The following is a 13,774-nucleotide window of genomic DNA, read 5'->3' as shown; positions in this document are numbered from 1 at the left end:
GACCGCGTGGCGGGCCACGTTCTGTCCATCGACCAGGGGACGACGTCGACGCGCGCGATCGTGTTCGACGCCGAGGGGGCGATCGTGGCGAGCGCGCAGCGCGAGCACGAGCAGATCTTCCCGCGCGCCGGGTGGGTCGAGCACGATCCGGTGGAGATCTGGACGAACACCGAATGGGTCATCGCCGCGTGCCTGTCGCGCGCGGGCCTGGAGTCGGCGGCCATCGCGGCGGTGGGCGTGACCAACCAGCGCGAGACGGCCATCGTGTGGGACCGGCGCACGGGGCGTCCGGTGCACAACGCCATCGTCTGGCAGGACACGCGCACCCAGCCGCGCATCGACCAGCTCGCCGCGGAGTCGGGTGACGTGTTCCGCTTCGCCGAGCAGACCGGTCTGCCGCTGGCCACCTACTTCTCCGCGTCGAAGATCGCGTGGATGCTGGAGCGGGTGCCCGGGGCGCGCGAGGCCGCCGAGCGGGGCGACCTGCTGTTCGGCACACCCGACACGTGGGTGGTGTGGAACCTCACCGGAGGCGCCCGGGGCGGCATCCATGTCACCGACGTCACCAACGCGTCGCGCACGCTGCTGATGGACCTCGGCACGCTGGACTGGGCCGACGACCTGCTCGGGGTGTGGGGGATCCCCCGGGCGATGATGCCGGAGATCCGCTCGTCGAGCGAGGTGGTCGGGGCCTCGCAGGTGCCCGACGTGCTCCACGGCGTGCCGATCGCGGGCATCCTCGGCGACCAGCAGGCGGCGACCTTCGGACAGGCCGCCTTCGACGCCGGCGAGTCCAAGAACACCTACGGGACCGGCAACTTCCTGCTCGTGAACACCGGCACCGAGATCGTGCGCTCCGACGCGGGGCTGATCACCACGGTCGCCTACCGGCGCGACGGGGAGCAGGCCCGCTACGCGCTCGAGGGCTCGATCGCGGTGACCGGCTCGCTCGTGCAGTGGCTGCGGGACAACCTCGGCATCATCCAGCGCTCCGAAGACGTCGAGACCCTCGCCTCCACCGTCGCCGACAACGGCGGCGCCTACTTCGTGCCCGCCTTCTCGGGCCTGTTCGCCCCGTACTGGCGGCCCGATGCGCGCGGGGCGCTGGTCGGCCTCACCCGGTACGTCAACAAGGCGCACATCGCCCGGGCGGCGCTGGAGTCGACAGCCTTCCAGACCCGCGATGTCATCGAGGCGGTCGTCGCCGACACCGGCCGCGCGCTGCACGAGCTGAGGGTGGACGGCGGGATGACCCGCAACAGCGCGCTCATGCAGTTCCAGGCGGACCTGCTCGGCGTGCCGGTCGTGCGCCCGAAGGTCGTCGAGACGACGGCGCTCGGCGCGGCCTACGCGGCGGGCCTCGCCACCGGCGTGTGGTCGGGCACCGACGAGCTGCGTCGCCACTGGCGCGAAGACGTGCGCTTCGAGCCGTCGATGCCGACCGATGAGCGCGAGCGACGCTACCGCCTGTGGAAGAAGGCCGTCTCGAAGTCGCTGGACTGGGTCGACGACGACGCGCGCGAGCTCATGGGGACCACGGGGCGCTGAGCCAGCGCGCCGCACCGGGCGGGCGTCACTTGAGGAGCCGGGAGAGGCGCCGGTCGGCGAGCACCTTGCCGCCGGTCTGGCAGGTGGCGCAGTACTCCAGGGAGTTGTCGGCGAAGAAGACGCTGCGCACCTCGTCGCCGCACACCGGGCATTTCTCCCCGCGCCGGCCGTGTACCTGCATGCCACGGCGCTTGGCGTCCTTGAGATCGGCGGGCGGCTTGCCCGACGCCGCGGCGACGGCCTCGGCGAGGGTGGTTCTCGTCGCGGCGTAGAGGCGGTCGATCTCGTCGTCGTCGAGGGTCGCCGCCAGCGCGTACGGCGACATCTTCGCGACGTGGAGGATCTCGTCGGAGTAGGCGTTGCCGATGCCGGCGATGATCGACTGGTCGCGCAGCACCCCCTTGATCTGCGTGCGACGGCCGCCGAGCAGCGCCGCGAACGCGTCACGGTCGAAGGCCGGATCGAGCGGATCGGGTCCGAGCCGGGCGATGCCGGGGACCTCCTGCGGATCGCGCGCCGCGTACACCGCCAGTGACTTCTTCGTGCCGGCCTCGGTGAGGTCGAAGCCCGAGCCGTCGTCGAGGGCCACCCGCAGCGCGATCGGCGTGCGGCCGGGCTTGATGATCGTGGCGGGGAGGGCGTCGTACCACCGGAGCCATCCCGCCTTCGCCAGGTGGAAGACGAGGTGCAGCGGTTCGTCCGCCGCGGTGCGGGCGGTGATGTCCACGAACTTGCCGTGCCGGGAGACACCGGTGATCGCGGTGCCGACGAGCGCCGTGATCGGCGGGTCGTAGGTCTTCAGCGCGGCGATGTTCGCGACGCTCGCCCGTTGGATGCGCAGCCCGGTCACCCGTCCGCTCAGGAAGTCGACGAGTCCCTGCACCTCGGGCATCTCGGGCATGGGCTCATCCTGCCACGTCCTTCCGACGGCGGGCGGATGGATGCCGTCAGCCGAGCACCGGCCACGGCTGCGGCGTGCGGTCGTCGCCGCGCAGGAGGCCCGCGACCCACCCGTCGTCGCGGAAGTGCGCGTTCGCCAGCGCCTGGCGCAGCGTCCCCTCGTAGCGGAACCCGAGACTGCGGGCGACGCGTGCCGATCCCACGTTGCCCACGACGGCCCGCCACTCGATGCGCTCGAGCCGGGGCGAGAGGTCGGCGAAGCCCCAGTCGACGACCGCGTGCGCGGCCTCGACGAGCAGACCCTGGCGGCGCGCCCACGGCGCCATCCAGTAGCCGATCTCGGCGGCCCCGCGCCCCACCCCGTGCAGACCGATCATCCCGGCCAGCCGCCCGCTCGCGCGGATCGCCCAGGTGTACTCGCTGTCGTCACGCCAGCGCTCGGCGACCATGTGCACGAATCCGAGCGCGTGCTCGCGCTCGTAGGGCGAGGGCACCGTCGTGAAGCGCTGGATCGCGGCATCCTGACACGCGACGTAGATAGCGTCGACGTCGTCCTCGGTCGGCGTCGAGAGCACCGCGCGGGCGGTGCGCAGGCTCACCGGCTGCATCGAGGGCTCCTGCGGCTGCTCGGTCAGGCCCGCCGCAGCAGGCCGACCTTGTCGTAGACGTCGGCGAGGGTGCGGCCGGCGACCTCGGCGGCGCGGTCGGCGTTGGCGGCCAGCACGCGGTCGAGCTCGGCAGGGTCGTCGAGGAGGGCGAGCGCCCGCTCGCGCACCGGACCGAATTCGTTCACGACGACCTCGGCCAGGCCCTTCTTGAAGTCGCCGTACCCGCGGCCGGCGTACTCGTCCTCGATCGCCGGGATCTGACGGCCCGTGAGGGCGGCGTAGATCACGAGCAGGTTCGACACCCCGGGCTTGGCTTCGCGGTCGTACCGCACCGAGCCCTCCGAGTCGGTGACAGCGCGCATGATCTTCTTCGCCGACTTCGACGGCTCATCGAGCAGCCACAGCACGCCGGCATCCGACTCGGCCGACTTCGACATCTTCGCGAGCGGGTTCTGCAGGTCGTAGATGCGCGCGGTGTCCTTCTGGATCACCGGCATGGGCACGCGGAAGGCGGTGCCGTAGCGGCTGTTGAACCGCTCCGCGAGGTCGCGGGTGAGCTCGACGTGCTGCTTCTGGTCGTCGCCGACGGGCACGATGTCCGTCTGGTACAGCAGGATGTCGGCCGCCATGAGCACGGGGTAGGTGAACAGTCCCACGCTGGTCGCGTCGGAGCCGTAGCGCTGCGACTTGTCCTTGAACTGCGTCATGCGCCCGGCCTCGCCGAAGCCGGTGAGGGTCGAGAGGATCCAGGCGAGCTCGGCGTGCGCGGAGACATGGGACTGCACGTACAGCGTCGACTTCGCCGGTTCGATGCCGGCGGCGATGTACTGCGCGGCGGTGCGGCGCGTCTTCTCACGCAGCTCCGCCGGGTCGTTGGGCTGGGTCAGTGCGTGCAGATCGACGACCGAGAAGTAGGCGTCGTACGCCTCCTGCAGGTCGCGCCACTGCAGAAGCGCCCCGATGTAGTTGCCGACCTGGAGCGAGTCGGCCGAGGGCTGCATTCCGGAGTAGAGGCGCGGTTTGGTCACCCGATCGATTCTAGGGCGATGGATGCCGCGCCCGCCGCCGCGCGACGGCCTCTTCGGGCCGCGGGGCGGTCGCGGGCGGGCGTGCGGGTGGCGGCCCGTTCACGCCGGAGGCGGTCAGGCGCCGATCGTGTAGTCGGCCACGACGGGCGCGTGATCGCTGAAGCGCGTGTCCCAGGCCGACGCGCGGAAGATGCGGTAGTCGGTCACCCGCTCGGACAGCGCGGGGCTGGCCAGGTGGTAGTCGATGCGCCACCCGGTGTCGTTGTCGAACGCGCGGCCGCGCATCGACCACCACGAGTACGGTCCCTCGACATCGCCGTGGAAGCGCCGGCCGACGTCGACCCAGCCGAGGCCGATGCCGGTGGTGCCGTCGACGGCCTGCACCGTCTCGCCGGAAGCGCCCAGCATGCGGTCGAAGTACGCCCGCTCGCGCGGGAGGAAGCCGGACTTCTTGACGTTGCCCTTCCAGTTGCGGATGTCGAGCTCGCGATGCCCGACGTTGAGGTCGCCCATCACCAGGGCCAGGGGAGACCGCGCCTGCAGCTGCGGAAGGCGCGCCTCCATCGCATCGAGGAAGGCCCACTTCGCGTCCTGCTTGGGGGTGTCGGCCTCTCCGGTGTGCACGTAGGCGCTCACCACCGTCAGCGCTTCGCCGTCGATGTCGAAGTCGGCCTCGATCCATCGCCCCGCCCAGTCGGCCCGGTCGGGGGCGTCGAGGTCGTCGGGGCCGAGAACCCTGCGCACCGCCACCGACGGCAGGCGGCTGGCCACCGCGACGCCGGCCCGCCCCTTGGCGAGCGCCTCGTCGTTGACGATCTGCCAGCCGGGCAGGGCCGTGTGCAGCTCGTCGAGCGTGGCACGCACCTCCTGCAGCGCCATCACATCGACGTCGGCCTGGTCGAGCCACTCGATCATGCCCTTGCGGACGGCGGCGCGGATGCCGTTGACGTTGACAGAGGCGATGCGGACGCGGCGAGACACGCCCTCCAGCCTAATGAGCGCCCCGGACACCGCCGCGCCGCGGGGTCATTCGAACAGCGACGATCCCTTGCGCGGCGCGGGGGGAGCGACGGCCTCGACCTCGGCGAGCTCGGACTCGGCCTCGCTCACGGCCCGGTCGTCGATCCACCGGCGGTACCAGGGCGCCTCCTCCCTCGCTTCCTGCGCCGTGCGCAGCCGCACCTGCGCGGCCACGAGCAGCGCCGCGTGCTCGGCGGCGACCCGCTCGGCCTCGGTCTGCGGCAGCAGCGGGACATCCTCGTCGCTGGCCGACACGGCGACCCATGCGGCGGCGACGAGCATGATGATGCCGATGATGCGGAACCACAGCAGCAGACCGACGAAGATCGCGAAGGTCGCCAGCAGAGCGTTGGTGGGCGTGTAGATGAAGAGCCAGCCGGTGAACAGCTGCAGCACGGTGATGGCCGCGCCGCCGAGGAGCGCACCGGGCAGGATGCGCCGCCAGGGGAGCTTCGTGCCGGTGAGGAACCGGATCAGGGCGCCGAGCGCGGCAGTGAAGATCGCGAACGAGATGAGGATCGTGCCCACGCGGGTCGCGCCCACGTACCACCCCGACGCATCGCTCCAGCCGAACAGGCTGAACACGAGATGCAGCGCCCAGGTGCCGATCGAGGTCGCGGCGAAGCCGAGCACGAGCGCCAGCGCGAACGCGATCGCGCCGACGAAGTCGCGGGCCTTCAGGTAGACGTAGCTGCGCAGATCCGGGGGCAGGCCGAAGATGTCGCGCACCGCGCGCCGGGTGAAGGTGACGAACCCGATCGCGGTCCACAGCAGCGCGCCGAGCGCGATCGCACCCGTGATGCCGAGCACCCCGGCGCTGGAGGTCGCGATCTCGGTCACCTGGTCGGGCGTGAACAGCCCGCCCTCGGGGGCGATCAGGCCCGGTATGTAGCTGTTGATCAGGTCGATGAGCCCCTGGATCGCCTGCTCGCTGCCCCCGAGCCAGAGCCCCGCGATCGCGAACGCCACGTAGATCGCGGCGAAGGTGGCGAACAGCGCCTGATAGCTCACCCCGGCGGCGAGAAGGAATCCGTTGTGCTGCAGGAAGTGCCGCCACACCCGCACGGGGAACCACGCCAGGGTCCTCTGGGTGATCCTGGTCGCGCGGCTGAGCGGTTCGTCGAAGCGTTCGCGCAGGGCCTCCTGCGTGGCTTCCCAGCGCGCGCGGAGCGTCTCCTCCTCGCGCTGGGCCGCGTCCGCTTCGACGCGCGTGGTGCGGTGCGGTGTGCGGCTCACCCCGCCAGACTAGCGAGAGGTGGATGCCGCGCTCGCGGCCCACGCGAGCGGGCGGCGGAACCGGGGCACGACGAGCAGCACCGCGAGCAGCGCCGCCGCCGGGAGGAGGAAGGCGGCACCCAGGCCCGGTCCGTCGGCGAGAAGTCCGAGCACGACGGCTCCGAGAATCGCCCCGGCGTAGTTGAAGAGGTTGACGCGGGCGATCACCTGGTCGCTGTGCGCGGCATCCAGGTCGCCGGCGGCGTCGAAGGTCACCGGCACGAGCACCCCGGTCGCCACGCCGGCCAGGGCGAAGCCGATCACGGCGGCGGAGGCGAAGGGGAGCAGGGCGACCGCCGCGCAGCCGGCAGCCGATACCAGCGCGGCCGTGGCCACCAGCGGAGCGCGTCCGATCGTGAGCACGAGTCGGTCGGTCGCAAGGCGGGTGACCAGGACGGCGCCCTGGTAGGCGGCGTAGCCGAGCGGTGCCACCCAGCCGAGGGCGTCGAGGTCGTCGTGCAGGTAGACGGTGCTCCACGTGCTCACCGCGGAGTCGGCCACGAACACCGCCAGGATCACGAATCCGAACGCCCAGATTCCGGCGCGCGGGAGGCGGCCGTGCGTGCCTCCGGCCCCCTCCGGCGCGACCGGTGTCTCGCGAGCGAACAGGCGCGCGCCGACGGCGGCGATGCTCAGCGCCACGACCCCCGCAACCGCCAGTGCGATCCCTGCGGCCGTGGCGGTCAGCGCGAACGCCGACACGAGCAGGGCCCCCGCGATCGCGGCGGCGGTGAGGGCGGCGAAGAAGCCGCCGAGCATCGGCCGGCCGCCCGCGCGCTGCACGGCGACGCCCTGCATCGCCACCGCGGCGTCGACGCACCCGAGTCCCACCCCGAACAGTGCGAACGCCGCGGCGAAGAGCGGGAAGGGGAGCGGAACGGCGATCAGCGGCAGGGCGGCGCCCTGCAGCGCCAGCCCCGTGACCAGCCCGACCCGACTGCTGAAGCGCACGGCCAGGGCGTTGGCGACCAGCGATCCGCCGGCGGCGGCGAGGGCCACGCCCAGCACGATCAGAGACACGACGGTGTCGTCGACGTCCTGGCGCGCCTTCAGGGCGGGCAGCGACGTGACGATCACCGCGTAGCCGAGGCCCTGGGCGGCGTACGCCGCGGTGACGGCGGCACGCGTGCGGGAGCGCGGCGGGTGCGCGGTGAGCGCGTCGTCGCGCCGGGCCTGCGTCATGGAGGGCTAGGAGCGCCCGCTCAGGACCGCCTGCTTGACCTCTGCGATCGCCTTGGTCACCTCGATGCCGCGCGGGCACGCCTCGGTGCAGTTGAAGGTCGTGCGGCAGCGCCACACGCCCTCCTTGTCGTTGAGGATGTCCAGGCGCACGTCGCCCGCATCGTCGCGCGAGTCGAAGATGAAGCGGTGCGCGTTGACGATCGCGGCCGGGCCGAAGTACTGGCCGTCGGTCCAGAACACGGGGCACGACGAGGTGCACGCCGCGCACAGGATGCACTTGGTCGTGTCGTCGAAGACCTCGCGGTCCACGATCGACTGCACGCGCTCCTTGCCGGGCTCGGGCTTCGAGTTCGCGATGAGGAACGGCTGCACCTCGCGGTACGACGCGAAGAAGGGCTCCATGTCGACGACGAGGTCCTTCTCCAGCGGCAGGCCCTTGATCGCCTCGACGTAGATCGGCTGCGAGATGTCGAGGTCCTTGATCAGCGTCTTGCACGCGAGCCGGTTGCGGCCGTTGATGCGCATCGCGTCGGATCCGCAGATGCCGTGCGCGCAGGAGCGTCGGAACGTCAGCGACCCGTCGACCTCCCACTTGATCTTGTGCAGCGCGTCGAGCACGCGGTCGGTGGAGAACAGCTCGACGTCGTAGTCCACCCAGCGCGGCTCCTCGTCCACCTCGGGGTCGAAGCGACGGATGATGAAGGTCACGAGGAAGGACTGGATGCCGGTGTCGGCCGCAGTCTCGGTCTCGACGGGTGCGTCGGTTTCGACGAGCGTCGTCGACATCAGTACTTCCTCTCCATCGGCTGGTAGCGGGTCACGACGACGGGCTTCCAATCCAGGCGGATGTGGTCATCGGCGTTGGCCGATCCGGCATCGCCCGACAGGTACGCCATCGTGTGCTGCATGTAGTTCTCGTCGTCGCGCTTGGGGAAGTCGTCGCGCATGTGGCCGCCGCGGCTCTCCTTGCGGTTCCTGGCGGTGACGACGACGACCTCGGCGATGTCGAGGAGGAAGCCCAGCTCGACGGCCTCGAGCAGGTCGGTGTTGAACCGCTTGCCCTTGTCGTCGACGTGGATGTTCTTGTACCGCTCGCGCAGCTCCTCGATCACCTCGAGCACCTCGCCCAGCGACTCCTCGGTGCGGAACACCTGGGCCTTGCGGTCCATCTCGTCCTGCAGCTTCTTGCGCAGGACCGCGATGCGCTCGGTGCCCTGGTTGGCGCGCAGCCCCTCGATCAGACCCCGCACCTCGGCGGCCGGGTCCTCGGGCAGCGGCACGAAGTCGGCTGTCTGCACGTACTGCACCGCGTTGCGACCGGCGCGCTTGCCGAAGACGTTGATGTCGAGGAGGGAGTTGGTGCCGAGGCGGTTGGAGCCGTGCACCGAGACGCACGCGCACTCGCCGGCGGCGTACAGGCCGGGCACCACCGTGGTGTTGTCGCTGAGCACCTGGGCGTCGTTGTTGGTCGGGATGCCGCCCATCGCGTAGTGGGCGGTCGGCATGACCGGCACCGGCTCGACCACGGGGTCGACCCCGAGGTAGGTGCGGGCGAACTCCGTGATGTCGGGGAGCTTGGTCTCGAGCACCTCGGCGCCCAGGTGCGTGCAGTCCAGGAGCACGTAGTCGCGGTGAGGCCCGGCGCCGCGGCCCTCGGCCACCTCCTGGACCATGCAGCGGCTGACGATGTCGCGCGGCGCGAGGTCCTTGATGGTGGGGGCGTAGCGCTCCATGAACCGCTCGCCGCTGACGTTGCGGAGGATCGCGCCCTCGCCGCGGGCCCCCTCGGTGAGGAGGATGCCGAGCCCGGCGAGGCCGGTCGGATGGAACTGGAAGAACTCCATGTCCTCCAGGGGCAGGCCCTTGCGCCAGATGATCCCGACGCCGTCACCGGTGAGGGTGTGGGCGTTCGAGGTCGTCTTGAAGATCTTTCCGAAGCCGCCGGTGGCGAAGATGACGGCCTTCGAGTGGAAGACGTGCAGTTCGCCCGTGGCGAGCTCGTACGCGACGACGCCGGCGATCTCGGTGGTGCCGTCGTCCTTCTTCACCGTGATGAGGTCGAGCACGTAGAACTCGTTGAAGAAGTTGATGCCGAGCTTGACGCAGTTCTGGAACAGCGTCTGCAGGATCATGTGGCCGGTGCGGTCGGCGGCGTAGCAGGCGCGGCGCACCGGGGTCTTGCCGTGGTCGGCGGTGTGCCCGCCGAAGCGGCGCTGGTCGATCTTGCCCTCGGGCGTGCGGTTGAAGGGCAGGCCCATGTTCTCGAGGTCGATGACCGCGTCGATGGCCTCCTTGGCGAGGATCTCGGCGGCGTCCTGGTCGACGAGGTAGTCGCCGCCCTTGACGGTGTCGAAAGTGTGCCACTCCCACGAGTCCTCTTCGACGTTGGCCAGGGCCGCCGCCATCCCGCCCTGCGCGGCACCGGTGTGCGAGCGGGTCGGGTAGAGCTTGCTGATCACGGCGGTCTTCGCGCCGGGACCGGCCTCGATGGCCGCGCGCATGCCGGCGCCGCCGGCGCCGACGATCACGATGTCGAACTGGTGGTAGTGGACGCCGTCCTTGACGTAGCTGTCTGCAGTCTGGGTGCTCACGTGTGAAATGCCTCGGGTTGTCTCTTGCTCGTCGGGAGCGCTCAGGCGGCGCTGCAGATCTCGGTGAGGATGCTGCCGTCGGACAGGTTCGGGATGCACGGGTCGAAGGTGAAGACCACGAGGGTGCCGAGCAGGATCAGGAATCCGGCCGACAGCCACAGCGCCCACACGAGCACCTTGCGCGTGCCCTCGTGGGTGACGTAGTCGTTGACGATCGTGCGCATGCCGTTCGCACCGTGGATGAGCGCCAGCCACAGCATCAGCACGTCCCACCACTGCCAGAACGGCGAGGCGAGCTTGCCGGCCACGAAGGCGAAGTCGATCCCGTGGATGCCTTCGCCCACCATCAGGTTGACGAACAGGTGTCCGAAGATCAGCACGATCAGCAGCACGCCCGAGGCGCGCATGTAGATCCAGCCCCACTTCTCGAGGTTCGGACCCGAGCGGCGCACGGTCCGCTGGGGGGCGCGCGGGTCGGCGATGGCCTGGGACATCAGTGGCCCCCTCCGATCTGCGAGAACACGTTGATGAGGTGACGCGGGGTGAAGCCCAGCATCGTCACCACCCACAGGCCCAGCACGCCCCACCACAGCTGACGCTGGTGTCGCGTGGCCCAGGACCAGAAGTCCACGAGGATGATGCGCAGGCCGTTGTAGGCGTGGTACGCGATCGCCCCGACGAGGGCGACCTCGCCGATCCCCATGATCGGGTTCTTGTAGGTGCCGATGACCGCGTCGTACGCCTCGGGGGAGACCCGGATGAGCGCCGTGTCGAGCACATGCACGAGAAGGAAGAAGAAGATCGCGATGCCGGTGATGCGGTGCAGAACCCACGACCACATGCCCTCGTTGCCGCGATACAGCGTGCCTCGGGGGGTGCGGGAAGTGGTCTCGGATACCGACGGTGTGACGCGCGCTGGAGCAGACACGGCCGTCCTCCCTGGATCGAAAACGTGGTGGGGCGACTCGAGGCCCCGAGGTCGATCCGTCTGGGGGCGGATCGACGGCGTCGCGCGGACGCTTTCTTCATCCTATTCCCCGCTCTGAGCGCCCGGCGACGAAGGCGACCCTTATCGGTCCCGTTCCCCTCGGGATCTTCCGGTGAGTCAAGAACCGCGGTTCTTGCGGCGCCCACCGGTCGTGCTCCGCGCGACCGGTGCCCGGATCCCCGTGAAGCGAGGCGGCCGGCGACGGCTAGCCTGGTGCCATGCCTGAGCCGATCGAGGACTTCTACGCCGTGATCCCCGCCGGAGGGATCGGAAGCCGCCTGTGGCCGCTGTCCCGCGCGGACGCGCCGAAGTTCCTGCACGACCTGACCGGCTCGGGGCAGACGCTGCTGCGCGACACGTGGGACCGCCTCGAGCCGCTGGCGGGCCCGGACCGGATCGCGGTGGTCACCGGGCGCGCGCACCGTGCCGCCGTGGAGCGCGAGCTGCCCGGCATCCCCGACCCGAACGTGTTCCTGGAGTCGGAGCCGCGCGACTCGACCGCCGCGATCGGGCTCGCCGCGGCGATCCTCGCCCGACGCGAGCCGGGCGTCATCATCGGCTCGTTCGCCGCCGACCACGTGATCCGGGTTCCGCACCTGTTCGACTGGGCGGTCCGCCAGGCGATCGCCGTCGCACGCGAGGGCTACATCTGCACGATCGGCATCCCGCCCACCGAGCCCTCCGTCGGATTCGGCTACATCAAGAAGGCCGGGGAGCTGATCGTCGACGGCGCCCCCGAGGCGGCGACGGTGGAGCGGTTCGTCGAGAAGCCCGATCTGGAGACGGCGAAGGAGTACTTCGCGGACCGCTCGTACCTGTGGAACGCGGGCATGTTCATCTCGCGGGCCGACGTGCTTCTGGCCGAGATCGCGCAGCAGGAGCCGGAGCTGCACGCGGGCCTGCTCGAGCTCGCCGAAGCCTGGGACGATCGCGACGCACGCGGGCCCGTGGTCGACCGCGTCTGGCCGACCCTCAAGAAGATCGCGATCGACTACTCGGTCGCCGAGCCCGCCGCCGAGAAGGGTCGGCTGGCCGTGATCCCGGGGCACTTCGACTGGGACGACGTCGGCGACTTCGCGAGCCTGGCCAAGCTCAACTCCCACGGCCGCAAGAACGACCTCGCCATCCTCGGCGAGAACGCCCGCATCCTCTCCGATGCCGCCAGCGGAATCGTGGTGAGCCAGACGCAGCGGGTGATCAGCCTCGTCGGGGTGCGGGACATCGTCGTCGTGGACACCCCCGACGCGCTGCTGGTGACCACGTCGGAGCACGCGCAGCGGGTGAAGGGCGTCGTCGACGCCCTCAAGCTGACCGGTCGCGGCGACGTGCTCTGACCGGGCGTTCCTTACGGGCGCGTATCGGGAAGTTGCGTCTTTGTAACCATTCGCGCTCGACGGGCCCGCGTGCACGCAACCCGCCCGTCACAGTAGGTAACTTCGTACAGTCCCCGTGAGAGACGCGGGGCGACACAGTGGAGGCCGAGTTGACCATCTCTCGCACCAAGAAGCTCGTCGGCGTGACCGCCGCCGCGGGCCTTCTGCTCGCCCTTGCCGGTTGTGGCTCGGCACCCGAGGCGACCCCGTCCGAATCCGCAGGCGCCGAGCCCATCGAAGGGTTCACCCCCTGCCTCGTCTCCGACGACGGCGGCTTCAACGACAAGTCGTTCAACCAGTCGGCGCTCGAGGGCATGGAGCGCGCGGCGGAGGAGCTGGGCGTGGAGCCCATCGAGGTCGAGTCCAGCTCGGCCAACGACTACGCGCCGAACCTCGAGAACCTGATCGCCGAGGGCTGCACGTTCATCGTCTCGGTCGGCTTCAAGCTGTCGGCGGACACCATCGCCTCGGCCACGGCCAACCCCGACATCGACTACGCGATCATCGACGACCTGGCCGACGCCGACGGCGACGGCGCACCCGATGCCCCGAACATCAAGCCGCTGCAGTTCGACACCGTGCAGGCCGCGTACCTCGGCGGCTACGCCGCGGCGGCGTGGTCGGCGGAGACCGGTGTGAACAAGGTCGGCACCTTCGGCGGCATCCCGATCCCGCCCGTCACGATCTTCATGGACGGCTTCGTCGAGGGCGTCGAGAAGTACAACGAGGACAAGGGCGCCTCCGTCGAGACCCTCGGCTGGGACGTCGACGCCCAGGACGGCTCGATGACCGGTGGCTTCGCCGCGAACGACACCGCCAAGCAGACCGCGCAGGGCATCCTCGACCAGGGCGTCGACGTGATCCTGCCCGTCGGCGGCCCGATCTACCAGTCGGCCCGTGACGCGATCGCCGACAGCGGCGCCTCGACGCTGATGCTCGGTGTGGACTCCGACCTCGCCGAGGTCGACACCTCGGTCGCCGACATCCTGCTCGTCTCGATCATGAAGCGCATCGACTCGGCCGTGTTCGACGCCACCATGCAGGCCGCCACCGGCGACTTCGACGTGACCCCCTACGTGGGCACGCTGGAGAACGAGGGCGTGGGCCTGTCGTCGTTCCACGACTTCGAGTCGCAGCTGCCCGAGGGCCTGCTCGACGAGCTGGCCGCACTCCAGGAGCAGATCATCTCCGGCGAGCTCGAGGTGACCTCGCCCGCTTCGCCGTAAGCGCGACGCACACAGCGCGGCCGGACGGATCATGA

At 70.4% G+C, this 13,774-nt stretch carries 13 protein-coding genes; 3 read left to right on the top strand and 10 right to left on the bottom strand.

Features of this window, described 5'->3' with window-relative positions; translation table 11 throughout:
• Window positions 1-6: 6 nt before the first annotated feature.
• Complete coding sequence (gene glpK / locus HQM25_RS12445) at window positions 7-1,548, top strand: glycerol kinase GlpK (protein WP_172990519.1); 1,542 nt, start codon at window positions 7-9, stop codon at window positions 1,546-1,548.
• A gap of 25 nt (window positions 1,549-1,573) precedes the next feature.
• Here the strand turns inward: glpK and HQM25_RS12440 are convergent, their stop codons facing one another.
• The 10 genes from HQM25_RS12440 to sdhC form a co-directional block, all read right to left on the bottom strand.
• Window positions 1,574-2,449, bottom strand: coding sequence for an Fpg/Nei family DNA glycosylase (locus HQM25_RS12440; RefSeq protein ID WP_172990518.1), 876 nt, complete (start codon window positions 2,447-2,449; stop codon window positions 1,574-1,576).
• 46 nt (window positions 2,450-2,495) lie between these two features.
• A complete protein-coding gene (locus HQM25_RS12435; RefSeq protein WP_172990517.1) occupies window positions 2,496-3,056 on the bottom strand; it encodes a GNAT family N-acetyltransferase in 561 nt (186 codons plus the stop codon).
• A 23-nt stretch (window positions 3,057-3,079) separates the two neighbouring features.
• Window positions 3,080-4,084 carry a tryptophan--tRNA ligase gene (gene trpS, locus HQM25_RS12430; protein WP_172990516.1) on the bottom strand — a complete coding sequence of 335 codons (1,005 nt, stop codon included), beginning with the start codon at window positions 4,082-4,084 and terminating at the stop codon, window positions 3,080-3,082.
• 114 nt (window positions 4,085-4,198) lie between these two features.
• A complete protein-coding gene (locus HQM25_RS12425) occupies window positions 4,199-5,065 on the bottom strand; it encodes an exodeoxyribonuclease III (protein ID WP_172990515.1) in 867 nt (288 codons plus the stop codon).
• 45 nt (window positions 5,066-5,110) lie between these two features.
• Window positions 5,111-6,340 carry a YihY/virulence factor BrkB family protein gene (locus HQM25_RS12420; protein WP_172990514.1) on the bottom strand — a complete coding sequence of 410 codons (1,230 nt, stop codon included), beginning with the start codon at window positions 6,338-6,340 and terminating at the stop codon, window positions 5,111-5,113.
• 9 nt (window positions 6,341-6,349) lie between these two features.
• Window positions 6,350-7,561 carry an MFS transporter gene (locus HQM25_RS12415; RefSeq protein ID WP_172990513.1) on the bottom strand — a complete coding sequence of 404 codons (1,212 nt, stop codon included), beginning with the start codon at window positions 7,559-7,561 and terminating at the stop codon, window positions 6,350-6,352.
• A 6-nt stretch (window positions 7,562-7,567) separates the two neighbouring features.
• A complete protein-coding gene (locus tag HQM25_RS12410) occupies window positions 7,568-8,347 on the bottom strand; it encodes a succinate dehydrogenase iron-sulfur subunit (RefSeq protein WP_172990512.1) in 780 nt (259 codons plus the stop codon).
• The gene (gene sdhA / locus HQM25_RS12405) at window positions 8,347-10,152 is read right to left on the bottom strand and encodes a succinate dehydrogenase flavoprotein subunit (RefSeq protein WP_172990511.1); all 1,806 of its coding nucleotides are present in this window, start codon (window positions 10,150-10,152) and stop codon (window positions 8,347-8,349) included. Before sdhA ends, HQM25_RS12410 begins: the two co-directional genes overlap by 1 nt.
• Window positions 10,153-10,193: 41 nt before the next feature.
• On the bottom strand, window positions 10,194-10,646 hold the full coding sequence (locus tag HQM25_RS12400; protein ID WP_172990510.1) for a succinate dehydrogenase hydrophobic membrane anchor subunit: 453 nt from the start codon (window positions 10,644-10,646) through the stop codon (window positions 10,194-10,196).
• On the bottom strand, window positions 10,646-11,080 hold the full coding sequence (gene sdhC / locus HQM25_RS12395; protein WP_172990509.1) for a succinate dehydrogenase, cytochrome b556 subunit: 435 nt from the start codon (window positions 11,078-11,080) through the stop codon (window positions 10,646-10,648). Before sdhC ends, HQM25_RS12400 begins: the two co-directional genes overlap by 1 nt.
• Window positions 11,081-11,358: 278 nt before the next feature.
• Between sdhC and HQM25_RS12390 the strand changes: the two genes are divergently transcribed.
• Both HQM25_RS12390 and HQM25_RS12385 read left to right on the top strand, forming a co-directional pair.
• Window positions 11,359-12,474, top strand: coding sequence for a mannose-1-phosphate guanylyltransferase (locus HQM25_RS12390; RefSeq protein WP_172990508.1), 1,116 nt, complete (start codon window positions 11,359-11,361; stop codon window positions 12,472-12,474).
• 149 nt (window positions 12,475-12,623) lie between these two features.
• Window positions 12,624-13,739: a BMP family lipoprotein gene (locus HQM25_RS12385; protein ID WP_172990507.1), complete on the top strand. Its 1,116-nt coding sequence runs from the start codon at window positions 12,624-12,626 to the stop codon at window positions 13,737-13,739.
• Window positions 13,740-13,774: the final 35 nt, after the last annotated feature.

The sequence above is a fragment of the Microbacterium hominis genome (assembly GCF_013282805.1).
Taxonomy (GTDB): domain Bacteria; phylum Actinomycetota; class Actinomycetes; order Actinomycetales; family Microbacteriaceae; genus Microbacterium; species Microbacterium hominis_B.
Note: the sequence above shows the minus strand (reverse complement) of the source record. Positions and strands in the feature narration are given on the sequence as shown.